21 protein-coding genes are annotated in these 23582 nt (G+C 71.2%); 13 read left to right on the top strand and 8 right to left on the bottom strand.

The annotated features are described in order from the left end of the window. The first annotated feature begins 48 nt into the window (after positions 1 to 48). Positions 49 to 609, top strand: a complete 561-nt coding sequence (locus Q9S36_RS16155) for an acyl-CoA thioesterase (protein WP_311285992.1) — start codon at positions 49 to 51, stop codon at positions 607 to 609. Between the two features lie 21 nt (positions 610 to 630). On the opposite strand, the gene Q9S36_RS16160 is transcribed toward Q9S36_RS16155, so the two are convergent. After that, entirely contained in the window at positions 631 to 945 is a 315-nt protein-coding gene (locus Q9S36_RS16160; RefSeq protein ID WP_251452317.1) for an ATP-dependent DNA ligase, read from the bottom strand. A 120-nt stretch (positions 946 to 1065) separates the two neighbouring features. On the opposite strand from Q9S36_RS16160, the gene Q9S36_RS16165 reads away from it, so the two are divergent. Next, a complete protein-coding gene (locus Q9S36_RS16165; protein ID WP_311285993.1) occupies positions 1066 to 1842 on the top strand; it encodes an EAL domain-containing protein in 777 nt (258 codons plus the stop codon). Here the strand turns inward: Q9S36_RS16165 and Q9S36_RS16170 are convergent. Then, the gene (locus Q9S36_RS16170) at positions 1839 to 2120 is read right to left on the bottom strand and encodes a hypothetical protein (RefSeq protein ID WP_311285994.1); all 282 of its coding nucleotides are present in this window, start codon (positions 2118 to 2120) and stop codon (positions 1839 to 1841) included. The genes Q9S36_RS16165 and Q9S36_RS16170 overlap by 4 nt on opposite strands. Positions 2121 to 2175: 55 nt before the next feature. On the opposite strand from Q9S36_RS16170, the gene Q9S36_RS16175 reads away from it, so the two are divergent. Beyond that, positions 2176 to 2478, top strand: a complete 303-nt coding sequence (locus tag Q9S36_RS16175) for a hypothetical protein (RefSeq protein WP_251452312.1) — start codon at positions 2176 to 2178, stop codon at positions 2476 to 2478. Positions 2479 to 2512: 34 nt separating this feature from the next. On the opposite strand, the gene Q9S36_RS16180 is transcribed toward Q9S36_RS16175, so the two are convergent. Further along, complete coding sequence (locus tag Q9S36_RS16180; RefSeq protein WP_311285995.1) at positions 2513 to 4465, bottom strand: diguanylate cyclase domain-containing protein; 1953 nt, start codon at positions 4463 to 4465, stop codon at positions 2513 to 2515. Between the two features lie 202 nt (positions 4466 to 4667). Between Q9S36_RS16180 and Q9S36_RS16185 the strand changes: the two genes are divergently transcribed. From Q9S36_RS16185 to rocD, 7 genes are all read left to right on the top strand, one after another. Next, positions 4668 to 5264, top strand: a complete 597-nt coding sequence (locus Q9S36_RS16185; RefSeq protein WP_311285996.1) for a hypothetical protein — start codon at positions 4668 to 4670, stop codon at positions 5262 to 5264. Positions 5265 to 5378: 114 nt separating this feature from the next. Further along, positions 5379 to 9077: a bifunctional proline dehydrogenase/L-glutamate gamma-semialdehyde dehydrogenase gene (locus tag Q9S36_RS16190; RefSeq protein WP_311286175.1), complete on the top strand. Its 3699-nt coding sequence runs from the start codon at positions 5379 to 5381 to the stop codon at positions 9075 to 9077. Between the two features lie 119 nt (positions 9078 to 9196). After that, on the top strand, positions 9197 to 9631 hold the full coding sequence (locus Q9S36_RS16195) for a hypothetical protein (RefSeq protein ID WP_311285997.1): 435 nt from the start codon (positions 9197 to 9199) through the stop codon (positions 9629 to 9631). Further along, complete coding sequence (locus Q9S36_RS16200; protein ID WP_311285998.1) at positions 9631 to 9852, top strand: helix-turn-helix transcriptional regulator; 222 nt, start codon at positions 9631 to 9633, stop codon at positions 9850 to 9852. Before Q9S36_RS16195 ends, Q9S36_RS16200 begins: the two co-directional genes overlap by 1 nt. Further along, positions 9849 to 10871: an NAD(P)-dependent alcohol dehydrogenase gene (locus tag Q9S36_RS16205; RefSeq protein WP_311285999.1), complete on the top strand. Its 1023-nt coding sequence runs from the start codon at positions 9849 to 9851 to the stop codon at positions 10869 to 10871. The genes Q9S36_RS16200 and Q9S36_RS16205 overlap by 4 nt, the downstream gene beginning before the upstream one ends. Positions 10872 to 11070: 199 nt before the next feature. After that, positions 11071 to 11919, top strand: coding sequence for a dimethylargininase (ddaH, locus tag Q9S36_RS16210; protein WP_396653789.1), 849 nt, complete (start codon positions 11071 to 11073; stop codon positions 11917 to 11919). Between the two features lie 14 nt (positions 11920 to 11933). After that, positions 11934 to 13163, top strand: coding sequence for an ornithine--oxo-acid transaminase (gene rocD / locus Q9S36_RS16215; protein WP_311286000.1), 1230 nt, complete (start codon positions 11934 to 11936; stop codon positions 13161 to 13163). Between the two features lie 187 nt (positions 13164 to 13350). On the opposite strand, the gene Q9S36_RS16220 is transcribed toward rocD, so the two are convergent. Beyond that, positions 13351 to 15009: a molybdopterin-dependent oxidoreductase gene (locus Q9S36_RS16220; protein ID WP_311286001.1), complete on the bottom strand. Its 1659-nt coding sequence runs from the start codon at positions 15007 to 15009 to the stop codon at positions 13351 to 13353. Positions 15010 to 15154: 145 nt separating this feature from the next. On the opposite strand from Q9S36_RS16220, the gene Q9S36_RS16225 reads away from it, so the two are divergent. From Q9S36_RS16225 to Q9S36_RS16235, 3 genes are read left to right on the top strand one after another with little or no spacing between them, the layout of a single operon-like run. Beyond that, positions 15155 to 16924: a circularly permuted type 2 ATP-grasp protein gene (locus tag Q9S36_RS16225; protein ID WP_311286002.1), complete on the top strand. Its 1770-nt coding sequence runs from the start codon at positions 15155 to 15157 to the stop codon at positions 16922 to 16924. Next, entirely contained in the window at positions 16918 to 17850 is a 933-nt protein-coding gene (locus Q9S36_RS16230; protein ID WP_311286003.1) for an alpha-E domain-containing protein, read from the top strand. The genes Q9S36_RS16225 and Q9S36_RS16230 overlap by 7 nt, the downstream gene beginning before the upstream one ends. A 55-nt stretch (positions 17851 to 17905) precedes the next feature. Next, the gene (locus tag Q9S36_RS16235; RefSeq protein ID WP_311286004.1) at positions 17906 to 18751 is read left to right on the top strand and encodes a transglutaminase family protein; all 846 of its coding nucleotides are present in this window, start codon (positions 17906 to 17908) and stop codon (positions 18749 to 18751) included. A 22-nt stretch (positions 18752 to 18773) separates the two neighbouring features. Here the strand turns inward: Q9S36_RS16235 and Q9S36_RS16240 are convergent, their stop codons facing one another. The 4 genes from Q9S36_RS16240 to Q9S36_RS16255 all read right to left on the bottom strand — a co-directional run bounded on the left by Q9S36_RS16240 (position 18774) and on the right by Q9S36_RS16255 (position 23582). Then, on the bottom strand, positions 18774 to 18980 hold the full coding sequence (locus Q9S36_RS16240) for a hypothetical protein (protein ID WP_311286005.1): 207 nt from the start codon (positions 18978 to 18980) through the stop codon (positions 18774 to 18776). A 47-nt stretch (positions 18981 to 19027) separates the two neighbouring features. Next, entirely contained in the window at positions 19028 to 20020 is a 993-nt protein-coding gene (locus Q9S36_RS16245) for a serine hydrolase domain-containing protein (RefSeq protein WP_311286006.1), read from the bottom strand. Positions 20021 to 20082: 62 nt separating this feature from the next. Further along, positions 20083 to 21549: a rhamnulokinase family protein gene (locus tag Q9S36_RS16250; protein ID WP_311286007.1), complete on the bottom strand. Its 1467-nt coding sequence runs from the start codon at positions 21547 to 21549 to the stop codon at positions 20083 to 20085. After that, complete coding sequence (locus Q9S36_RS16255; RefSeq protein ID WP_311286009.1) at positions 21546 to 23582, bottom strand: bifunctional aldolase/short-chain dehydrogenase; 2037 nt, start codon at positions 23580 to 23582, stop codon at positions 21546 to 21548. The genes Q9S36_RS16250 and Q9S36_RS16255 overlap by 4 nt, the downstream gene beginning before the upstream one ends.

Consider the following 23582-nt stretch of genomic DNA (forward strand, 5'->3'; position numbering starts at 1 on the left):
GCACAACCGTGTGGGTGCATTCGTCATGGAACACTACGATCGCTCCTCGTGAACGTGCTCTGGCGGACCCTCCTCGTGATCTTCCGCGCGCGCCTCTCGGTGCGCCGACACGGCACGGCGCCGCCCGAGACGGTCGGGCGCGTTCGGGTGACGACGCTGCCGACCGACATCGACATGCTGATGCACATGAACAACGGCCGATACCTGTCGCTGTTCGACCTGGGCCGGTGGGATCTGCTGACGCGCACCGGCTTCCTGAGGACCATGCGCGACAACGGCTGGTACGCCGTGGTCTCGAGCGAGACGGTGACCTTCCGCAAGTCCCTGGAGCTGTGGCAGCGGTTCGAGGTCGAGTCCCGGTTCCTGGGCCACGACGACCGCGCGCTCTACGTCGAGCACCGGGCCGTGGTCCACGGCGAGGTCTACGCGCGCGCGATCGTGCGGGCCCGCATGCTCAAGCGCTCGGGTGGCACACTGCGACACGAAGAGCTGTTCGCCGCGATGGGGCGTCCCGACAACCTTCCCGACGTCGAGCCGTGGGTGCACGACTGGGCGGTCGCCTCCGCACTGCCGTCGACGCGGGATGCCGCACCCAGCGTGTGGAACTGACGACCGGGACGCAGGGCGAGGCTACCGCGGTGCGGCGGGGTCGTCCGGCTCGGGAACGAGGGTGAGTCCGTTCGGCGAGTTGGCGGCCTTGGTCAGCGCCTCGAGCCAGGCCGGATTCAGCCGCGGCTGACGGCCGCCGAAGTACTCGAACACCACCGAGATGTTGGGGCTCAGCCACACGGACGTCCGGCCCAGTCCGCTTCGCATAGGATCTGTCCACGTGAAAGCGAACTGCTCCCCGCGTCGCAGCTTCGACCAGATCACCACCTGCAGGTGCGCGAGAATACGGTCGTCGAACGAGACGGTGACCTTGGAGTCGTATGTGAGCGTGCCCATCGGTTCCACCCTAGTGGCCATGGCCCGTACCGGCGACGGAAGTCGGGTGCGAAGTATACACACTTCGAAAATCTCTGTCGGGTGTTGCAGACAAGTGCTAGGGAGCGGATCGTGGAGCGCATGACTGGCTTCCCCACGCTCGCCGACGACCTGCGTCTCGCTGTGTCCTCGGGCCTGCTGACAGTGGCCTATCAGCCGCTGTTCGACCTATCCACCGACCCCCGCGACCATGGCCCCGTGGCTGTGGAGGCGCTGTGCCGGTGGGACCACGCCGTGCACGGGGCGATCGGCCCCGACCTGTTCATCCCCCTCGCCGAGAGCGAGAACATCGTCAGCGACATCGACGACGTCGTGCTGTCGGCGGCGGCCGCCCAAGTCGCCGAATGGCAGCGCGAGGGGCACGATCTGTCCTTGTCGGTGAACGTATCGCCGACGCACGTCTCGCCCAGCTTCGCGAGCGTCGTGGTGGAACGTGCCGACCAGACCGGGCTGCGGCCGGGCACTCTGACCGTCGAGGTCACCGAGACCCCGTCACCGCAGCTGCTGCCGACGGTCGTGGAGATCCTGCCGGTGCTGCGTTCCGCAGGCGTCGGCGTCTCGCTCGACGACTTCGGCGGCGGTGACACCACGATGGCGATGCTCGATCAGCTGCCGATCGACGAGATCAAGATCGACCGGTCCCTCACGCAGCGCCGCGATACCGCGTCGGAGGACGCGATCGCGGGCGTCGTCGCCTTCGCCAAGCGCTACGGCTGGCGTGTCGTGGCCGAGGGCATCGAGACGATGGACGATTTCGAACGAGCACGGCGACTCGGCTGCGATCGTGGCCAGGGATTCCTGCTCGGCGCGCCGATGTCAGCCGATCGCCTAGGCCGTCTGCTGAGCGCCGCGGGTTAGATCTCGGGGTAGTCGTCGACGATCGTGGGGTCGTCATCGGCCGCGTGGTCACCTGCGCCGGCGGGTGCCTCACCGCTTCCCACGTCGAACTGCGACCAGGTCACGGGCATGCCCGGCGAGAAGAGGATGTCGATGCCGGGCCCTCCGCGCAGCGGCGGAATCGTGACGTAGCCGCCACCGTCCTTGATGGCCTCGAGGATCTGCTTCTTCAGCTCCGTCACGGGGTCGGGAAGGAAGTAGTCGCGTCCGTCGACGGTGAGTCGGTTCACTTTTGCCATCCCGTCAGCCTACCCGCGGCGGGCGACCGCCACCGGGCATCATAGGATTCTCTCGATGGGTACTCTGCATTACGGGTCGCCTGCCGTCGACTTCCCGATCGACGATCGCACGCTGGCTCACCTCGAACTGGTCATCGTCGCCAAGCTCCGGCGCCACGAGAGCCTCTCTTTCGCGATCACCGACGAGAAGACGGGCCTGCGACAGGCGCTGTGGATCTCGCCGGCGTCGACGGTTCGCTTCGCGTACGACGCGCCGATGCCCGAGATCAACCGGGTGTGGCTGCAGGAGCTGGTGGACATCGCCAACTCTCCGGGCGGGCTGCGGATCCTTCCCGAGCCCGAACCGGCCGCACGCTGAGGTCACCCGCCGCGTTCGCCGTGTGAGCGCTGCCTCAGCGCGACACCCGGCCGCGTCCCGCGCGCTTGGCGCGGTACATCGCCGCATCCGCGGCACCCAGGAGTTGCGCCGCCGTGGATCGGCCGTCCTCGGTGGCGATGCCGGCCGACGCGCCGATCTCGACGATGACATCGCCGACCTTGATCGGCTCGCGCAGCGCGTCGACGGCGCGCTGCGCGATCAGCGACGCCTCTTCTTCGTGCACATCCAGGCAGATCACGACGAACTCGTCACCGCCCAGGCGCGCCACGATGTCGGTCGAGCGCGCCGCTCCGAGCAGACGCCTGCCCACCGTGGACAGGACGGCATCGCCCAGTTCGTGCCCGTGGGTGTCGTTGACCGCCTTGAAGTTGTCGAGATCGAGGAAGACGACCGACACCTGCCGGGCGCCCTCTGCGAGAACCTGGCTCAGACGCTCGTCGAGGAACCGGCGGTTGTGCAGGCCCGTCAGCGCGTCGTGCAGGGCGAGCTCGGCGAGTTCCGCCTGCGCTCGCGAGAGCAGCGCGGTGCGGATGTCGGCGCCGAGGTCGAAGGCGTCCTGGGCGTACTCGCCCCACGGAAGGCTCCGGCCGGTCACGCTTTCGACCCATGCCGAGAACGAACGGCGCGGTGAGAGGGGGGTGTCGCGATTGGCGGCGGACTGGTCGCCGAGCCATTGCACTTCCCGCGCCGCCTCGCCGCGGACGAAGACCAGTCGGTCCCCGTCGTCCGACAGGGGAACGATCAGCAGGCCCGCGACGCCCGTGATCTCGACGGCGAGCTCGGGACGTTCGATCGGCAGGGCGTCCGACACGAAGCCCGAGGGCCCGAGGTCGTCGATGACGGGGTCCAGGCGCTCGGGAGCGGGCACGACGCCCATCGTGCTGACCACCCCGTCGACGCGCAGGTACACGCCGTCCGCGGGTACGACGTCCAGGACGGTGCGGCGGCCGCGGATGAGCGCGTCGGCGATGTCGGCCCGTCCGTACAACGGGGCGACGACCGCCGCGCGTCGCTCGCGGGCTTCGAGCTGGCGCCGCAGCGCCTGGATCTGCCGGGCCGAGATCAGCTGCGTGCCGACCTGCGTGGCGAGCACCTCCAGCGCGCGACGCAGCAGCACGGGAAGGCGGCGCTGCGTGCGGTGAGCGCACGTGAACATGCCGACCAGGCGCCCTTCGGCGACGACCGCGAAGGAGACAGTGGAGGCCTGACCCATGTTGCGCATGAACTGGAGGTGATGCGGCGACACCGCGCGCAGCTCGGTCATGCCGAGGTCGATCGGCTGGGACTCCGGCAGCAGCGTCCGGATGCCGAGGCCGGGATCCTCGGTGTCGACGATCGCGCGTGAGCGCTTCTCGAGATAGAGCATGCGCGCCTGCGGTGGGATGTCGGACGCGGGGAAGTGCAGCCCGAAGTACGACTCCATGTCGGGTTCGCGCTCGTCCGCGACGATCTGGCCGTGCCCGTCCTCGTGGAACTCGTAGCACATGACCCGGTCGAAGCCGGTGATCGCCTTGATCTCGCGAGCGGCCTGGATGCGCAGCTCGTCGGGATCGGTGATGTGCGCAAGGCGCTGGATCGCCGTGACGACTCCGGTGCGGACGTACTCGAGGTCGGGAATCACCGGCTCCAGTTCGAGCACGAGCGGCGCTGTTCCGCGGTGGGCGATCACGTCGTACGCCGTGCCGTCGAGCTCGGCTCTTACGGGGTCCACCGCCACACCGTGGTTCATCGCCCAGGTCAGCATCTCGCTGCCGACATCGGTCAGGGGCGAGCCGAGCCACTGCTCGGCGTTGGCGCTGGCCGCCACGACGGTGCCGGTGAATTCGTCCACAGCGAAGAGAATGCCGTGGGACTGGATGCGGCCGATGAGCCGCAGCTCCTCGGTCGCGCATTCCTGCAGACGGCGCAGCTCTGCGGCGTCGCGGGTGCGTCCTTCGTCGTAGGAAACGGTGGGGAGATCGGTCATGGCACCTCCTCAAGGGGTGCTCGAAGGGCGGATTGCACACGCCCAGGGAGAAACAATCCTATGCACGCGGTGGAGAAAAGCGGAATACGCGCGGGTATCGGAGATCGGCCTGCCGCGCAAGACCATTGCCGGGACAGGCCCGGGATGGTGAGGTGACGGCAACGCGGCCGCGAGGGAGCGGCCATGACCGAGGGAGCGCGACATGGACACTTCCACACTGATCTGGATCATCGTCGGGGTCGTCGTCGTGGCCGCCATCGTCGTGGGGATCTTGGTCTTCACGGCGCGAGGCCGTGACCGCCGCCGTGAGCAGGCCCGGGTCGACAAGGCGGAGGAGCTTCGTGCTCAGGCGCGCGAGACCGATCTCGCGGCTCAGGAGAAGGAGGCCGGCGTCGCGAAGGCGCGTGCCGAGGCGGCGGCCGCCACAGCGGCCGCCGAGAACGCCCGCGCCCAGGCCGCGCAGGCCGAGGTCGACGCGCGCCGGGTGGCTGAGCAGGCCGGCGACCATCAGGCCGAGGCCGACCGCCTGCGCGCAGAGCAGGCCGAGCGGATGCGGAAGGCCGACGAACTCGACCCGCGCGTGCACGACGACGACCGCCCGGTCGGCCAAGCGCACGACCGCCCGGTCGAGGAAGCCCCCGACCGCCCGGTCAGGGAGGCCCACGACCGCTCGGTCGGCGAGAACGACCGTCCGGTCGGCGCCGCCCACGACCAGACGGCGGGTGAAGCGCACGACCGCCCCCACGGCGACGACGACCGGTACGACACGACGCGTCGGCCGCGTTCCGAGGACGTCTGACGCGCGGCATCCATCGGCGAGGGCGACGACCGGCGCGGCGCGCGCGGCGCGCGGATCCGCATGCCGCAACCTGGTGTCGTGAGCGACATCGAGGTGCAGTCTGGAGACGTGCCGATGAGTGAGTTTCCGTCCGAGTCCGTCGAGCCCGAGTCCCGGCCTCTCGCGGACGCCGCGATCGCGCTGGCCGAACGGTGGGTCGCCGAGGCTGCGGAAGCAGACGTGGATCCCGCTGCGGCGCGGTTGGCGGGGGTGCTGAAGGATCCCCGCGGACTGCCCTTCACGATGGGTTTCGTCGACGGCGTGATGCGGCCCGAGAGCCTGTGGGCGGCGGCATCCCGGTTGCACGATGTCGCGCCCATCGTTCCTGAGTTCCTGCCGTGGTACCTGCGCGGCGCGGTGCGGGTGGGCGGTGCGCTGGCCCCCGTCCTGCCGACGCCCGTGGTGCCGATCGCGCGGCGGGTGCTGCGCGAGATGGTCGGGCACCTCGTCGTCGACGCGCGTCCCGACAAGCTGGGGCCTGCGATCGAGCAGCTCCGCGCTGCGGGAGCGCGGCTCAATCTGAACCTGCTCGGCGAGGCCGTGCTCGGCGAAGACGAGGCTCGACGCCGCCTGCACGGCATCCACGAGCTCATCCGACGCCCGGACGTGGACTACGTGTCGGTCAAGGTGTCGGCGATCATGAGCCATCTGTCGATGTGGGCGTTCGACGAGACGGTCGAGCGCGTCGTCGAGCGGCTCCGCCCGCTGTACCTCACCGCCGTCGCCGACAGCACCTTCATCAACCTCGACATGGAGGAGTACCGCGACCTCGACCTGACCATGGCCGTCGTCATGCGCCTGCTCGAGGACCCGCGACTGGCCGGGCTCGAAGCCGGCATCGTGCTGCAGGCCTACCTGCCCGACGCACTGCCGGCGCTCGAGCGCCTGACGGCATGGGCGCAGGAGCGGGTCGACAGCGGCGGCGCGCGCATCAAGATCCGCCTCGTCAAGGGGGCGAACCTGGCGATGGAGCGCGTGGACGCCCGCATGCACGGCTGGACGCTCGCCACCTACGACTCCAAGCTCGACACCGACGCGAACTACGTGCGGTGCCTGCGCTTCGCGCTCGACCCCGTCCGCACGGGCGCGGTGCGGATCGGCGTCGCCGGGCACAATCTCTTCGACATCGCCTACGCGTGGCTGCTCGCGAACGAGCGCGGTGTCACCGATGACATCGAGTTCGAGATGCTGCTCGGCATGGCACAGGGACAGGTCGAGGCCGTGGCCGACGAGGTCGGTCCGGTGCTGCTGTACGTGCCGGTGGTGCGTCCCGACGAGTTCGACGTCGCCATCAGCTACCTGGTGCGACGGCTCGAGGAGAACGCTTCGAGCGAGAACTTCCTCTCGGCCGCGTTCGACCTCGCCGACGATCCCGCCCTGTTCGAGCGCGAGCGCGACCGCTTCGCGGCGTCGCTCGCGCGCGCCGACGATCCCGCGCTGCCCCTCGGGGCGCGTCGAGTCCAGCACCGCGATGCGCGGGCGGATGCCGCGACCGCCGGCCCCGGCATCCGTGTCGCAGACGGCGACGACGACGATGCCGGTCTCACCCGCGCGGTGCTCGGCATCGCACGCTCGTCCTCGGCCGACCCCGGCGAGACCGCACCGCTGGAGCCGTCGGTCCAGGAGCAGTTCTTCGGCGGGCAGCCGTATGTCGAGACGGCGGTGTTCGCACCGCGCGAGTCCGCGTCGACCTCGCTCGGCGCACCCGGCTTCACCGCGGCGACGGACTCCGACCCGGCGCTGCCTTCCACGCGGGCCTGGGCTCGGGATGTGCTCGCACGGGTGGCGGATTCGACGGCGGGCGAGGTCGCCATCGCCGCGGCCCGGGTCGCCGACGCCGACGCGCTCGAACGCGTCATCACCCGCACCAAGGACGCCGGGGTCCGCTGGGGTCAGCGGCCGGCTGCGGAGCGCGCCGAGATCCTGCACGCCGCCGGCCGGGCGCTCGAAGCCCGGCGCGGCCGGCTGATCGAGGTCGCGGCGTCCGAGACCGGCAAGGTCTTCGGCGAGGCGGACGTCGAGGTCAGCGAGGCCGTCGATTTCGCCCACTACTACGCGGCGACCGCGCGCGAACTCGACCGCGTGAGCGGCGCCGTCTTCGTGCCCGATGCGCTGACCCTGGTCACGCCGCCGTGGAACTTCCCGCTGGCCATCCCCGCCGGCGGGGTCCTCGCAGCCCTCGCGGCGGGATCCGCGGTGCTGTTCAAACCCGCGCCGCAGGCGCGACGCTGCGCGGCGGCGATCGCGGAGGCGCTGTGGGAGGCGGGGGTGCCCCGAGCGGTGCTCGCCCTCGTGGACGTCGATGAGGGCGACCTCGGCCGGCAGCTGGTGTCGCATCCCGACGTCGACCGGGTGATCCTCACGGGTTCGTGGGACACCGCCGCCCTCTTCCGCTCGTGGCGACCCGAGCTCGACCTGCTCGCCGAGACCAGCGGCAAGAACGCCATCGTGGTCATGCCGTCGGCAGACCTCGATCTGGCGGCATCCGACCTCGTGAAGAGCGCGTTCGGCCACGCGGGTCAGAAGTGCTCCGCCGCGTCCCTCGCGATCCTCGTCGGACCGGTCTCGCGCTCCCGGCGGTTCACGAGGCAGCTCGTCGACGCCGTGCGGTCCCTGCGCGTCGGGCCGCCCACCGACCCCCTGGCCGAGGTGGGGCCGGTCATCGAGCCGCCGCAGGGGAAGCTGCGCTGGGCGCTCACGACCCTCGACGAGGGCGAGCAGTGGCTCGTCGAGCCGCGCGAGCTCGACACCGATCCGGTGTGGGAAGGCCGACTGTGGACGCCAGGCATCCGCACCGGAGTGCAGCCCGGCTCGCGCATGCACCTGGAGGAGTTCTTCGGGCCCGTCCTGGGGATCATGCACGCGCACTCGCTGCGGCACGCCATCGAGCTGCAGAACGCCGTCGCCTACGGCCTGACCGCCGGCCTGCACACGCAGGACCCGACCGATCTCGCGCTGTGGCTCGACGAGGTGCAGGCGGGCAACCTCTATGTCAATCGCGGCATCACCGGCGCCATCGTGCAGCGGCAGCCGTTCGGAGGATGGAAACGCTCGTCGGTGGGTCCGGGGGCCAAGGCCGGCGGTCCGAACTACCTCGTCGGCCTCGGGTCGTGGCGCGCCAGCGCGGGCGGAGCCACGTCGTCGACGCTGCACCTGCGGGGGCTCGACTCGCGCATCACGAACGTCATCGAAGCGGCTCAGCCGTCGCTGGACTACGAGTCCTTCGAGTGGCTGCGACGCGGCGCCTTGTCTGACGCGCTGGCGTGGAACCGTGAGTTCGGACAGGTCAAAGACGTCTCGCGGCTGGGGGTGGAGCGCAACCTCTTCCGCTACCGGCCCGTGCCCCAGGTCGCCGTGAGAGCCACGGGCGACGCGACGTGGCAGGCGCTGCTGCGTGTGGTGGTCGCCGGCGTCCGCGCCGGTACGGCGATCACCGTGAGCGCCCCGGTGGGGCTTCCCGCGGCCGTGCGACGGGCGCTCGGCGAGAGCGAGATCACCGTGCACGTCGAGTCGGACGAGCAGTGGATCGAGCGGATGCAGGTCGCCGACCCGCGCCCGCCGCGCGCGCGGCTGGTCGGCTCCGCCGCGGCGGTCGCGACGCTGAGCCTTGCGGTGTCGGCCGCGCTCGAGGGCGATCCGGACTTCGCCGTGTACGACAACGAGGTCACGACCGCCGGGCGCCTGGAGCTGCTTCCGTTCCTGCGCGAGCAGTCCGTCACGATCACCGCCCACCGCTTCGGCAACCCCGATCCCTGGAGCGCCGAGGTCATCTGACGAGGGCCGGACGACGGCGGCCGGGCCGGGAGCGGCATCCGGGTGTAAAGAATTATTGACACGGATGCCGCGACCGGCGTACTCTCCGAATGTCAAAGATTCTAGACATCGGAGCTGCCATGGTCTACGAAGAGCGCAACGTCTGGGCGGGCCTGATCGTGTCGGTGGTCGGCGTGGCGATCTACACCGTGCTCGTCCTGCCCCGGGCGATCGGCGGTGATCCGACGCAGGTGGACTGGGTGGCGCCGATGCTGTGGACCATCGGACTGAGCATCGTGGTGTCGATCGTCGTCAGCACCGTGTGGGGCATCGTGGCGGGCATGCGCGATCCGGACGGGACGAATGCGAGCGATCAGCGCGACCGTGACATCGCGCGGATGTCGAACCGCGTCGGGCAGGCGTTCCTGGTGCTGGCCGGCCTCGGAGTCATCGTGCTGTGCGCGCTGCAGGCCCACTGGTTCTGGATCGCCCACACCATGTTCTACGGCTTCGCCGTCTCGGCGATCGTCGGCGGCGTCGCCAGTGTCATCGCCTACCGACGAGGACTCGCGTGATGGTCAAGCCCACCAGGGTCACCAACAGCATCCGTGCGGTGCGCGAGGACGCCGGGCTCACGCAGGCCGAACTCGCCGGGCGCGTAGGCGTCACGCGCCAGACCCTCATCGCCATCGAACAGGGGCGATACTCTCCGTCGCTCGAACTGGCGTTCCAGATCTCCCGCGTCTTCGATCGCCCGATCGACGACCTCTTCCAGTACCCGAAGGACCACTCATGAACGCGAACGACACTCCTTCGCCCGCCGCCGCCGAGGCGGCGCTGCCCGCGACGATGATCGCCTGGCGGCAGTCCCGCTACGGCGGCCCCGACGCCATGGCGGCCGAGACCGTGCCCGTGCCGACGCCGCGTCGCGACGAGGTGCTCGTACGATTCACCGCCGCCTCGATCAACTCCGGCGACGTCCACATCATGCGAGGCGACCCACGGCTCGTGCGCCTGTTCTTCGGGCTCCGCCGGCCGCGGGTGCGCGGGCGCGGGATCGACCTCGTGGGCACGATCGTGGCGCGGGGGGACGGAGTCGACGGTTTCGCACCCGGCCAGCGGGTCGTCGCGGGATGGCGCGACACCCTCGCCGAGTACGTGGCCGTTCCGGCATCCCGTCTTTCGCTCCTCCCCGACGCGGTCGACCCGGTCACCGCGGCCGCGCTGCCGGTGGCGGGCAACACCGCGGTCACGGTGCTCGACGCGTGCGAGGTCGCGGCGGGCTCCCGCGTGCTCGTGGTCGGAGCCGGCGGCGGCGTGGGCACGCTCACCGTGCAGCTGGCCGCCGATCGGGGGGCCGAGGTGTGGGCCACGTGCGGCGCCCGCGCCGAAGAGGTGCTCCGCGGCCTCGGCGCGGCGCGCACATTCGACTACCGCGCGGTCGCGGTCGCCGACCTGCCCGCCGACCACTTCGACGCCGTCGTCGACATCGCCGGCGAAACGCCTCTTGCCGTGCTGCGCGAGCGACTGCGCGCCGGCGGCGCCGTCGGACTCGTGGGAGGCGAGGGCGGGCGCGTGCTCGGGCCCATCCCGCGGATCCTCCGGTCGATGTTCGCCCGGCGCGGCGGTCGCCGGTTCCGCCCCGTCACGGCATCCACGAAGGCCGACGTCACCGCGGGGCTGCTCGACCTGGCCGCCGCCGGACGGCTCACGCCTGTGATCGCCGCCACCTTCCCGCTGACGCGCGCGGGCGAGGCGCTCGCCGCGGTGGACGCCGGGCGCACCGTCGGCAAGGTCGTCGTCACCCGCGACTGAAGGCGCCCGGCGGCCCGCCCGATCCGGCATGCGAGAATGGATGCCGGCGTGCCCGAGTCGTTCCTTCCACGCCGTGGCGGCACCGCCACGTGCAGGGGGGCCGGCGGGCCTCGAGGACAGCGTCCGCCACCCTTCGTGAAGGAGCACAGTGTCCACGCAGAACACCACGGCGGATGTCCACATCACCGGTGAGCACCAGCTGGAGGCCGCGGCCGCCGGCCGCATCCAGCAGCACCGGTCGTACCTGATGTGCCGCCCCGACCACTTCACGGTCAGCTACACCATCAACCCGTGGATGGAGCCGGCCAACCCGACCGACACCGCCAAGGCCGTCGCCCAGTGGCAGACGCTGTACGACACCTACGTCGCCCTGGGGCACGACGTGCACCTGATCGACCCGATCGCCGGACTCCCCGACATGGTCTACACCGCCAACGGCGGCTTCGTGATCGACGGAGTCGCGTACGGCGCGAAGTTCCGCTTCGCCGAGCGCGCACCCGAGGGGCCCGCGTTCATGGACTGGTTCCGCGACGCCGGATTCGACGTCGCCGACCCCGCCGAGGTCAACGAGGGCGAAGGCGACTTCCTGCTCGTCGGCGACACCATCCTCGCCGGCACCGGCTTCCGCTCCACCGGCGACAGCCACCGCGAGCTCGGCGCCGTCTTCGGCAAGGAGGTCGTGTCGCTGAACCTCATCGACCCGCGCTTCTACCACCTCGACACCGCGCTGTCGGTGCTCGACCCCGTCGAGGGCCCGGGCGGGGCAGAGCGGGCCAACATCGCCTACCTCGAGCACGCGTTCGACGAACGCAGTCAGGCGATCCTCGCCGAGCGCTACCCCGACGCGATCCGCGTCTCGGACGCCGACGGCGCCGTGTTCGGCCTGAACTCCGCCAGCGACGGGCTGAACGTCGTCATCTCGCCCCGCGCCACCGGCTTCGAGGCGCAGCTGCGCGAGCGCGGGTACAACCCGATCCTCATCGACCTGTCCGAACTCCTCCTGGGCGGCGGCGGCATCAAATGCTGCACCCTGGAGCTGCGCCGCTGAAGGAGCCGCGCCCGATGACCCCCTCGCACTCCCCGACGCTCGACACCGGCACGATGCGCATCATCAGCGCCGAAGAGACCCACGTCGCCCAGAACTACCGTCCCCTGCCCGTCGTGCTCGCGCAGGGCGAGGGCGCGTGGGTCACCGACGTCGAGGGCAAGCGGTACCTCGATCTGCTGGCGGCGTACTCGGCCGTGAACTTCGGGCACCGGCATCCGGCCCTCGTCGCGGCGGCGCAGGAACAGCTCGGGCGCCTCACCCTCACCAGCCGCGCGTTCCACAACGACCGGCTCGGGGCCTTCGCCACGGCGCTGGCCGACCTGTGCGGCAAGGAGCTCGTGCTGCCGATGAACACCGGCGCCGAGGCGGTCGAGACCGGCATCAAGGTCGCGCGCGCGTGGGGCTACCGGGTGAAGGGCATCGCACCCGATGCCGCGACCGTCGTCGTGGCGAACGGCAACTTCCACGGCCGCACCACCACCATCGTCGGCTTCAGCGACGACCCCTCGGCCCGCAGCGACTTCGGCCCGTTCGCGCCGGGGTTCGTCTCGGTCCCGTTCGCAGACGCCGCCGCCATCGAGGCCGCGATCAACGAGAACACCGCCGCCGTGCTCATCGAGCCCGTGCAGGGCGAGGCCGGCGTGGTCGTCCCGCCCGAGGGCTACCTCGCGGCCGTGCGCGAGATCTGCACCGCGCACAACGTGCTGATGATCGCCGACGAGATCCAGTCCGGACTCGGCCGGGTCGGCACCACGTTCGCGTGCGACCGCGAAGGGGTCGTTCCCGACGTCTATCTGCTCGGGAAGGCGCTGGGCGGCGGCATCCTGCCCCTGTCGGCCGTCGTGGCCGATCGCGACGTGCTCGGCGTGATCCGTCCCGGCGAGCACGGCTCGACCTTCGGCGGCAACCCGCTGGCGGCGGCCGTCGGGCTGAAGGTCGTGGAGCTGCTGGCGACCGGCGAGATCCAGGCGCGCGCCGCCGCCCTGGGCGAGCACCTCGAGGCGCGGCTGGCCGAGCTGGTCGGGCACGGCGTCACGGGCGTGCGGGTCGCGGGGCTCTGGGCCGGGATCGACATCGACCCCGCCGTCGGCACGGGGCGCGAGGTCGCGGAGCGGCTGCTCGCCCGGGGTGTGCTGGTCAAGGACACGCACGGCCAGACGATCCGCATGGCGCCGCCGCTCGTCATCCGCGCGACCGAGCTGGACTGGGCGATCGAGCAGCTGAAGGTCGTCCTCGCGGGCTGATTACGGGATTCGGGACCCCGGTGGGCGATGCCTGCGGATCATAACTCCTGCACCGCACGCGGTCCCGGCGGACCCTCGCCGCGGAAACACGCGGGCGCCGCCGAGGCCGGCGCGCAGGGTGCAGGAGTTGTGATCCTCGCGACCGGGAGACCCGCGGCGGACGCGCGGATGCGTCCACCGGCAGGGGTCAGTCCACGTCGATCCGGATGCGGTGCAGGCCCTGCGCGCCGTTCGGTGCGGGCGGCGCGGGGTCGGGCGTCTGCACCTCGCCGGTCGCGCTGATCGCTCGGCAGCGGATCTCGTGCGCGCCGCTCTCGGCCGTCCACGGCAGGCTCCACTGCACCCAGGTGTCTTCCGAGATGGCGGTCGCCAGCGTCGCCGGCTGCCACGGACCGTCGTCGATCTGCACCTCGACGCCGTCGATGCCGACGTGCTGCTGCCACGCCACGCCCGCGATGACCGTCTCGCCGGGCGGCAATCGTCGCCCGCGCCGCGGCACGTCGATACGCGACTGCAGCTTGATCGGCCCGCGCTCGGACCACCCGCGCGTCGACCAGTACGCCTTCGCGCGGTCGAATCGCGTGACCTCGAGCTCGACCACCCACTTCGTCGCCGACACGTAGCCGTAGAGCCCCGGCACGACCATTCGCACGGGGAAGCCGTGCTCCAGCGGCAGCGGCTCGCCGTTCATCCCCACCGCGAGGATCGCCGGCCGGTCGTCGGTGAGCACCTCCAGCGGGGTGGATGCCGTGAAGCCGTCGATGGAGCGCGAGAGAACCATGTCCGCATCCTCGGTGGGGCGTGCGCGGGCGAGCAGTTCGCGGATCGGGTGGCCGAGCCACCGCGCGTTCCCGATCAGCAGGCCGCCCACGGTGTTCGACACGCACGCGAGGGTGGTGTCGCTCTCGGCGAGAGGCAGGGCGAGCAGCTCGTCCCACGTGATCGTGACCTCCTGCTCGACCATGCCGTGGATGCGCAGCGACCAGTCGGCCGGATCGATCTCGGGCACGACGAGCGCCGTGTCGATGCGGTAGAACGAGCCGTTCGGCGTGACCACCGGCGCCAGATCCGGGATGCCGAGGTCGGCGCCGGCGGGGATCGGCGGCGCCGGGGTGGTGGGGCTCGGCAGGCGCAGGGCGCCGCGGACCGCTTCGACCGCGGCCGAGCCGGCGCGGCGGGCCGTCGAGGCGATCGCGACCAGGACGCCGGCGGCCAGTGCGGCACCCGACCACACGAAGAAGCCACGGCGATCGAGTCCGCGCTGCTCGGCGCGGGCGGGGGACGCGACGGGACTCCGCGGATCCGGCGACGAGCCGTCTGTCCGCGCAGCGGCGGTGGCCCGGATCCCTGCAGTTCGCTCGCGTGCGGGCGCGGGGCGGCGCAGCCCGAGGCCGCGGAGACGCCGCGCGAGCAGCCACAGGGTCGCAGCGCCGACGACGCCCGCGACGACGGAGGGCAGCCACGCCAGCCCCTCCGCGCCCGGGCGGAGCACGGCGACGACCGCGCCGACCATCCCGAAGGCGGCGACGATCCCCGCGCCCCACGGCGGGCGGCGCACCTCGAGCCAGCCTGCGACGGCGGCCACCACGAGCATCACCGCGGCGATGCCGACCAGCAGCGCGATCTTGTCCGCGGTGCCGAACAGGGCGATCGCGAGGTCCTTCGCCCACGACGGGGCAGCGTCGATGAGGGCGCCGCCGATGGCCGCGAACGGGCTCGAGGTCGGTGCGACCGATGCCGCGGTCAGCTCTCCGAGGCCGGCGCCCAGGACCGCGGCCGAGACGCCCGCGAGCCACGTGGCCGGGGCGGGGAATCGGTCGCGCGAGGGCGCGTGCTCGTTCGCCACGAGGCGAGCCTACGACCGCCGGCGGAGTGAAGGGCGGTCGAACGATGACGATCCGGCAACGGCGGGTGCGGCATCCTGCCGGGGAGCCGTGGGTGGCGTCAAGCGAAACACTGCCGCAACAAGCCCGGGACTAGGCTCGTGTGCCATGGGTGACCTGTTCGACGGATACGGCTCCACGCTGGCGCCACGCAAGACGCCGTCGGGTGTGCCGGCGTTCGACGAGATGTTCGGCAGCCCCGATCATCCGGGGGCTCCCGCACAGTCCCGGCAGGCGTATCGCGAGCTGTACCAGGCTCTCGCGCAGATGACCCAGGAGGAGCTGCGCGGGCGGACGGACTCGCTCGCGAGCTCCTATCTGGCGCAGGGCGTGACCTTCGATTTCGCCGGCGAGGAGCGCCCGTTCCCGCTCGACGCCGTGCCGCGGGTGATCACCTACGACGAGTGGTCGCGCGTCGAGGCCGGTGTGAAGCAGCGGGTCAAGGCGCTGGAGGCCTTCCTCGACGACGCCTACGGTCACCAGCACTGCGTGCGCGACGGCGTGCTGCCGGCGCGACTGATCGCCTCGTCCCAGTACTTCTACCGGCAGGCGGCGGGCATTCACTCCGCCAACGGCGTGCGCATCCACGTCTCGGGCATCGACCTCATCCGCGACGAGCACGGCGAGATGCGCGTGCTCGAAGACAACGTCCGCGTCCCGAGCGGCGTCTCGTACGTCATCTCGAACCGCCGTGTGATGGCGCAGACCCTTCCCGAGCTGTTCGTCTCGATGCGCGTGCGTCCCGTCGGGGACTACCCCAACAAGCTGCTCGGTGCGCTGCGCGCGTCCGCTCCTCCCGGGGTCGAGGATCCCAACGTCGTCGTCCTCACGCCGGGCGTCTACAACTCCGCGTACTACGAGCACACGCTGCTCGCGCGCCTGATGGGCGTCGAGCTCGTCGAAGGACGCGACCTGCTCTGCATCGGCGGCAAGGTGTTCATGCGCACCACCCGCGGGCCCAAGCGCGTGGACGTCATCTACCGGCGGGTCGACGACGACTTCCTCGACCCGCTGCAGTTCCGGGCGGACTCGATGCTCGGGGCCCCGGGCCTCATGCTCGCGGCGCGCCTGGGCAACGTCACGATCGCCAACGCCGTCGGCAACGGCGTCGCCGACGACAAGCTCCTCTACACCTACGTGCCGGACCTCATCCGCTACTACCTGGCCGAAGAGCCCATCCTCAAGAACGTCGACACGTGGCGGCTCGAGGATCCGAACGCCCTCGAAGAGGTGCTCGACCGCCTCGACGAGCTCGTGGTCAAGCCCGTCGACGGGTCCGGCGGCAAGGGACTCGTCGTCGGACCGGATGCTTCTCCCGCCGAACTCGAGAAGCTCCGCACGCGCCTGCTCGCCGACCCGCGAGGCTGGATCGCGCAGCCGGTGGTGATGCTGTCGACCATCCCCACGCTCGTCGAGGACGGCATGCGGCCGCGCCACGCCGACCTGCGGCCCTTCGCGGTGAACGACGGCGACGACGTGTGGGTGCTGCCGGGCGGGCTCACCCGGGTGGCGCTGCCCGAGGGGCAGCTGGTGGTCAACTCCAGCCAGGGCGGCGGGTCGAAGGACACGTGGATCGTCGGCGGCTCGGCTCCCACCCAGGTCGAGTACGGCCAGGGCGGCGGCATGGGGGCGCTCGTGGCCGACCAGGCCGCGGTCACCTCCTCGATCCCGATCATCTACGACGAGCAGTCGCAGCCCACCCACTCTCCGCAGGACAAGCCGCGCTCCAGCCGCGAGCAGCAGGAGCAGCAGCAGCAGGCCTCGTCCGACGACGTTTCGTCTCGCTTCGCTCGCTCAACGACCGAGGCCCCGGTCGTTGAGCGAGCGAGGAACGAGCGAGACGAAACGCCGCGACCGGACGGAGGCTCGTTATGCTGAGCCGCATCGCGGAATCCCTCTTCTGGATCGGACGCTACCTCGAGCGCGCCGACGGCACCGCCCGCATCCTCGACGTGCACCTGCAGCTGCTGCTCGAGGACCCGTGGATCGATGAGGACATCGCGTGCCGTTCGCTGCTCACGGTCATGGGGTCGTTCCCGTCCGATGACATCGACACCGTCGGTCGCGAGGACGTCCTGCAGCAGCTCGCCGTCGATCGCAGCAATCCGTCGAGCATCGGCTACTCTCTCAGCGCCGCGCGCGAGAACGCCCGGCGCGCGCGGGAGATCGTCTCGACCGAGCTGTGGGAGACCCTGAACACCACCAACGCGCGCATGCCGCGCCGGCTGCAGGTCGACAAGGTCCACACGTTCTTCCAGTGGGTGCGCGAGCGCAGCGCGCTGTCGGTCGGCGTCGTGGACTCGTCGACCAGTCGCGACGAGGCCTGGCAGTTCTTCACCCTCGGACGCTCCATCGAGCGCACCGACATGACAGCGCGGATGCTGGCGACGAGGTCGCTGACCCAGGCATCCGGTCCGTCGTGGACGACCATCCTCCGTTCGTGCGGGGCCTACGAGGCGTACCTGCGCACCTATCGAGGCATTCCGAGCGCTCGGAACGCCGCGGAGTTCCTGCTGTTGGACCGACTCTTCCCGCGGTCGATCATCTACTCGATCCAGAGCGCGGAGGGGTGCATGAGCGCGATCGATCCGCGCGCCGACCGCGTCGGCCATTCGAACACGGTGCTGCGGGCGCTCGGGCAGATCCGCAACGATCTGGAGTACCGCTCGCTGAGCGAGATCCTCGACGAGCTGCCCGAGCACATGTACCGCGTCCAGAAGGTGACGCGCGAAGCATCCGAAGCCATTCGCGGGCGGTTCTTCCCCACGCAGGCCGAGCCCAGCTGGATCGGGGAGATCTCGTGATGCTCCGACAGGTTCACCGACCGGGGCTGTGCCTCCGCGAGCGGAGGCACGACACATGAAGAGACTCAGGATCGAGCACCAGACCGGCTTCTCGTATCAGGGCGACGTGACCGCGTCGTACAACGAGGCGCGCATGCTGCCGGGATCGACCGAGAACCAGTTCGTGCTGAACTCCTCACTCGACATCGAGCCGTCGACGTCGGTCAACCAGTACGTCGATTATTTCGGCACGCGCGTCGCGGCCTTCGACGTGCTGTCGGGCCACGCGTCGCTGATGATCACGGCACGGTCGCTCGTCGAGGTGCGTCCGCGTCCGATCGAGCACGTCGAGTACTCGTGGGCAGATCTCGAGCGCGACGCGATCCTTGCGATCGACATCGTCGAGCAGCTCACCCAGACCGTCCGCACCCGCCCGCACCCCGAAGTCGCCGACCTCGCGCGTCGCATCGCGGCCGAGCACCAGCATCCGGGGCGCGCCGCGCACGCGATCGCCGAGGCCGTCGGCGATGCCGTGGAGTACATGCACGGGATCACCGGGGTGCACTCCACCGCGGCCGAGGCGTGGGACGAGCGCAAGGGCGTGTGCCAGGACATCGCGCACATCACCCTCGGGGCGCTCCGCGAGGTCGGGATTCCGGCGCGCTACGTCTCGGGATACCTGCACCCCCGGGAGGACGCCGAGGTCGGCGAGCCCGTGATCGGCGAGTCGCACGCATGGGTCGAGTGGTTCGCGGGGGAGTGGCAGGGCTTCGACCCCACCAACAACCTCGAGATCGGCGACAGGCACGTGCTGGTCGGGCGTGGACGCGACTACAACGACGTACCGCCGCTGCGCGGCGTGTACGCCGGCCCGCACAAGAGTCACCTCCACGTGAAGGTCACGATCACCCGCGAGGCGTGAGTCCGGCGGGCCGGACGGCGGGTCAGGCCGGCGCGGCGTCGGGGTCGAGGGCCTTGAGGGTGTCCTCCTCGACGGCGTTGTCGGCGTCGAGCCGGTCCTCGGTGCTCTGGTCGCCGCCCGTGGGGGCGTCGTCGCCGTGCGGCTGCTCCGCCTGCGGCTGCTCCGCGTCCGGCTGCTCCGCGTGCGGCTGGTCGCCCTGCGGCTGGTCTTCGGTGTGATGTTCGCTCATGCGCCCCACGCTAGGCGGGGGATGCCGGTGCCGACAGGGTCTTGCGCTCAGAGCGCGGCGATGATCGCGTTGTCGAGCTGATCGGTGTCGACCCCCGGGCGCTGGGCCCGGTTTGTCAGGAGCACCCACGCCACGCCGGCGGACGGGTGCACCCAGAACTCCGTGCCCGACCAGCCGCCGTGTCCGAAGCAGTCCCGGTCGATGAGTCCCGGCGCGCGGGTGCGCAGATTCCACGTGAAGCCCCAGTCCTGCCCGCGCTCGGGCGGATACGGCTCGAGGCGCGGAATGTCGCCCGTGAGCGGCCGGAGCATCATCGCCAGCGTCCGGGCCGACACGACGGTGCGCTCGCCGCGGGTGGCGGTGCGCAGCAGCGCCGAGCCCAGGGCCAGCAGATCGGCCGCGCGGCCGATGACACCCGCACCCGGGTGTCGCAGCGCGGTGAACCGCGACATGTCGAGGCCGGCGGCTGCGGCATCCGCGACCTCGTGCGGGTCGCTGGCCTCGTCGAGGGTGAAGCCGTCGGCGCCGATCCCACTCGCCCACCCGGCGAGGTCGTCCTCCCACGTGCGGGCGGTGGCGTGGGCGGTCATCGCGGCGATCCCCTCGAACGCCACCGACGAATAGCGAGAGGCCGCGCCGGCGGCGAAGTCCCGGCCGCCCGACAGCAGGGCGGGGCGCAGGCCCACAGCGGTGTCGAGGGCGGGCTCGGCGATGCCCGCGGTGTGGCTGGCCAGGTGCCGCAGGCGCACGATGTCGTCGCGTCCCGCGCCGAAGTCCGGCAGCGCCCACGACAGCGGCGTCTCGGGTGTCAGCAGGCCCTGTTCGATGGCGCGCGCGGCGCCGAGCCCGACGAGCGGCTTGGTGATCGAGAACAGCCGGTAGTGGTCGTCGACGCGCGCTGCGCGGTCTCCGGTCGACCCGAACGCGTCGAGTGCGACGGTGCCGTCGGCGGTCGCGACGCCCAGCACGGCGGTGGGCAGCCGCTCGTCGGCCACGGCGCGGCGCGCCCAGTCATAGGCGGCGGCGAAGGCGGTTGACATGGGACTCCTGTCGGTCCGGGCCGGTGTGGCGGGCGAAACGGATGCCGCGACGCGGCGTTCCGTCAGGTGCGCGGCTCGTAGCGGCGGGGTGCGTGCGTGCGGGCCACCAAGTCTCGCATCGCCTCGAGTGACGGATCGCCGGCGAACCACCCCTGCGCCCGTGCTTGAACGAGCACATTGCCCAGCGCGGTCGCCTCGACGGGTCCTGCCAGCACGGGCATCCCGGCACGGTCGGCCGTGCGCTGGCACAGCAGCTGGTTGAGCGAACCGCCGCCGACGACGTGGATCGTCTGGAGCGTGCGGCCCGCCAGCGTCGCTGCGGTCCGCACGGCGCCGGCGAACGCCTCGGCGAGGCTCTCGACGATCGCGCGGGTGAAGGCGGCCCGGTTAAGCGGGACGGGCAGGTCGTGCTCGCGGTACCACGCGGCGATGCGGGCGGGCAGGTCGCCCGGGGCGAGGAAGCGCGGGTCGTTCGCGTCGAACACCGCGACCGAGTCGGCGGGGACCTCGGTGGCGTCGGCGAGCAGCGTGGGCAGGTCGAGTGACTGGCCGGTCTCTCGCTCCCACTGGCGCACGGATTCGCTCAGCAGCCACAGTCCCATGACGTTGTGGAGGAAGCGCACACGCCCGTCGACGCCGCCCTCGTTGGTGAAGTTCGCCGCGCGGGCAGCGTCCGTGGTGACGGGCTCGCGCAGCTCGAGCCCGACCAGTCCCCACGTGCCGCACGAGATGTACGCCGAGGTGTCCGGGTCGGCCATCGGCACGGCCACGACCGCCGACGCCGTGTCGTGCGACCCCACGGCGACGACGTCGATCGGGCGCAGGGCGCCGATCTCGGACTGGACCGAGGCCCGGATGCCGCCGATGCGGGCGCCCGGCTCGACGAGATCGGGGAAGAGCGAACGGTCGAACCCGAGCGCGTCCATCAGCTCGGTGTCCCACGTGCCGTCTGAGACGCGGACGAGGCCCGTCGTCGAGGCGTTCGTGCGCTCCGCGACGCGTGCGCCGGTGAGGAGGAAGGCGAGCGCGTCCGGCACGAGCAGCGCTCGGTCGGCCAGCCCCAGGATTCCGTCGCTCTTCTCCGCCTCGAGCTGGTACGCGGTGTTGAACGGCAGGAACTGCAGACCGTTCCGCCTGTACAGCTCGGCGAACGGATGCTTCGCGTGCACACGCTCGACGGCGGACTCGTTCCGCTCGTCGCGGTAGTGGAACGGCTCGCCCAGCATCCGATCGCCGCGGAAGAGGGCGTAGTCGACCGCCCACGAGTCGATCCCGATCGACGCGATGCCGGGCTCGACCCGTACGGCCTCGGCGAGTCCGCGCAGGGCGTGGGCGTAGAGGCCGGTGAGGTCCCAGTGCAGGCCCGATGCCAGGCGCACCGGACCGTTCGGGAACCGCGCGACCTGCTCGAGCTGGAGCGTGCCGCGTGGATCCACCCGCCCGATCATGACCCGGCCGCTGGTGGCGCCCAGGTCGATCGCGGCGACCGCTCCGCCCGTGGCGACCGCTCCGCCCGCGTTCGTCGTCATCGCAGGAACGCCGCGGCGACCCCGGAGTCGACGGGGATGTGCAGGCCGGTGGTGCGGGTGAGCTCGGGACCGGTGAGCACGAACACGGCGTCGGCCACGTTCTCGGGCACGACCTCGCGCTTGAGGATGGTGCGGTTGGCGTAGTACTGGCCGAGGTCTTCTTCCTTCACGCCGTAGGTCGCCGCGCGGTTCGCTCCCCAGCCCGCCGCGAAGATGCCCGATCCCCGCACGACGCCGTCGGGGTTGATGCCGTTGACGCGGACGCCGTGCTCGCCGAGTTCGACCGCGAGCAGTCGCACCTGGTGGGCCTGGTCGGCCTTGGTGGCCGAGTACGCGATGTTGTTCGGGCCGGCGAAGACGGAGTTCTTCGACGAGATGTAGATGATGTCGCCGCCGAGCTTCTGGTCGATGAGGATCTTCGCGGCGGCCTTCGAGACGAGGAACGAGCCCTTGGCCATGACGTCGTGCTGCAGATCCCAGTCCTTCTCGGTGGTCTCCAGCAGCGGCTTCGACAGCGACAGGCCGGCGTTGTTGACGACGAGGTCGACGCCGCCGAAGGCGAGGACCGTGGCGTCGAGCGCGGCCTGGATGGCGTCGGCGTCGGCGACGTTGGCCGCGACCCCGATCGCCACGTCGGTGCCGCCGAGTTCGGCCGCGGCGGCCTGCGCCTTCTCGAGGTCGAGGTCGGCGATCACGACGCACGCGCCTTCGGCGGCCAGACGCGTGGCGATGGCCTTGCCGATGCCGGATGCCGCGCCCGTCACGAACGCGATGCGACCCTGGTGGGTCTTCGGCTTCGGCATCCGCTGGAGCTTGGCCTCTTCGAGGGCCCAGTACTCGATGCGGAACTTCTCGGCGTCCGAGATGGGGGCGTAGGTCGAGAGCGCCTCGGCGCCGCGCATGACGTTGATGGCGTTGATGTAGAACTCGCCCGCGACGCGCGCGGTCTGCTTGTTGGCGCCGAACGAGAACATCCCGACGCCCGGCACGAGCACGATGAGGGGGTCTGCGCCGCGGATCGCCGGCGAATCGGACTCGGCGTGGGCGTCGTAGTACGCCTGATAGTCGGCGCGGTAGGCCTCGTGCAGCTCGTGCAGGCGGGCCAGCGCCTCGTCCACGGGGGCGTCGGCGGGCAGGTCGAGCAGCATCGGCTTGACCTTGGTGCGCAGGAAATGGTCGGGGCAGCTGGTGCCGAGCGCGGCCAGGGCGGGCGCCTTCTCGGCCGCGAGGAAGTCCAGGACGACGTCGGCGTCGGTGAAGTGGCCGACCATCGGCTTGTCGGTGGAGGCGATGCCGCGGATGGTGGCGGCCAGCGCCGCGGCCTTCGCGCGGCGCTCCTCGGCCGGAAGGGCCTCGAAGCCGGTGCGCACGGGGCCGAACGGGTCGGCCTTGCCGTTGCCGGCGATGTAGGTCTCCGCGGTCTCGATGATCCACAGCGAGTTGCGCTCGGACTCCTCCGAGGTGTCGCCCCACGCGGTGATGCCGTGACCGCCGAGGATGCAGCCGATCGCCTGCGGGTTCTGCTTCTTGATCTCGGCGATGTCCAGCCCGAGCTGGAAGCCGGGGCGGCGCCACGGCACCCACACGACCTTGTCGCCGAAGATGGTGCGGGTGAGCTGCTCCCCGTCGGCGGCGGTGGCGATCGCGATGCCCGCGTCGGGATGCAGGTGGTCCACGTGCGCGGCATCCACCAGACCGTGCATCGCGGTGTCGATCGACGGGGCCGCCCCGCCCTTGCCGTGCAGGCAGTAGTCGAACGCGGCCACCATCTCGTCCTCGCGGTCCAGGCCCGGATAGACGTCGACGAGCGCGCGCATCCGGTCCAGACGCAGCACGGCCAGACCCTCGGGCTTCAGCGTGCCCAGGTCGCCCCCCGAGCCCTTCACCCACAGCAGTTCCACGGGCTGTCCGGTAACCGGATCGGTCTCGGTGCCCTTCGCCGACGTGTTGCCGCCGGCGTAGTTGGTGTTCTTCGGGTCGGCGCCCAGGCGATTCGAGCGCTCGATGAGGTCGGTGACGGCGGGGTTCGTCAT

This window comes from Microbacterium sp. ARD31, assembly GCF_031844425.1.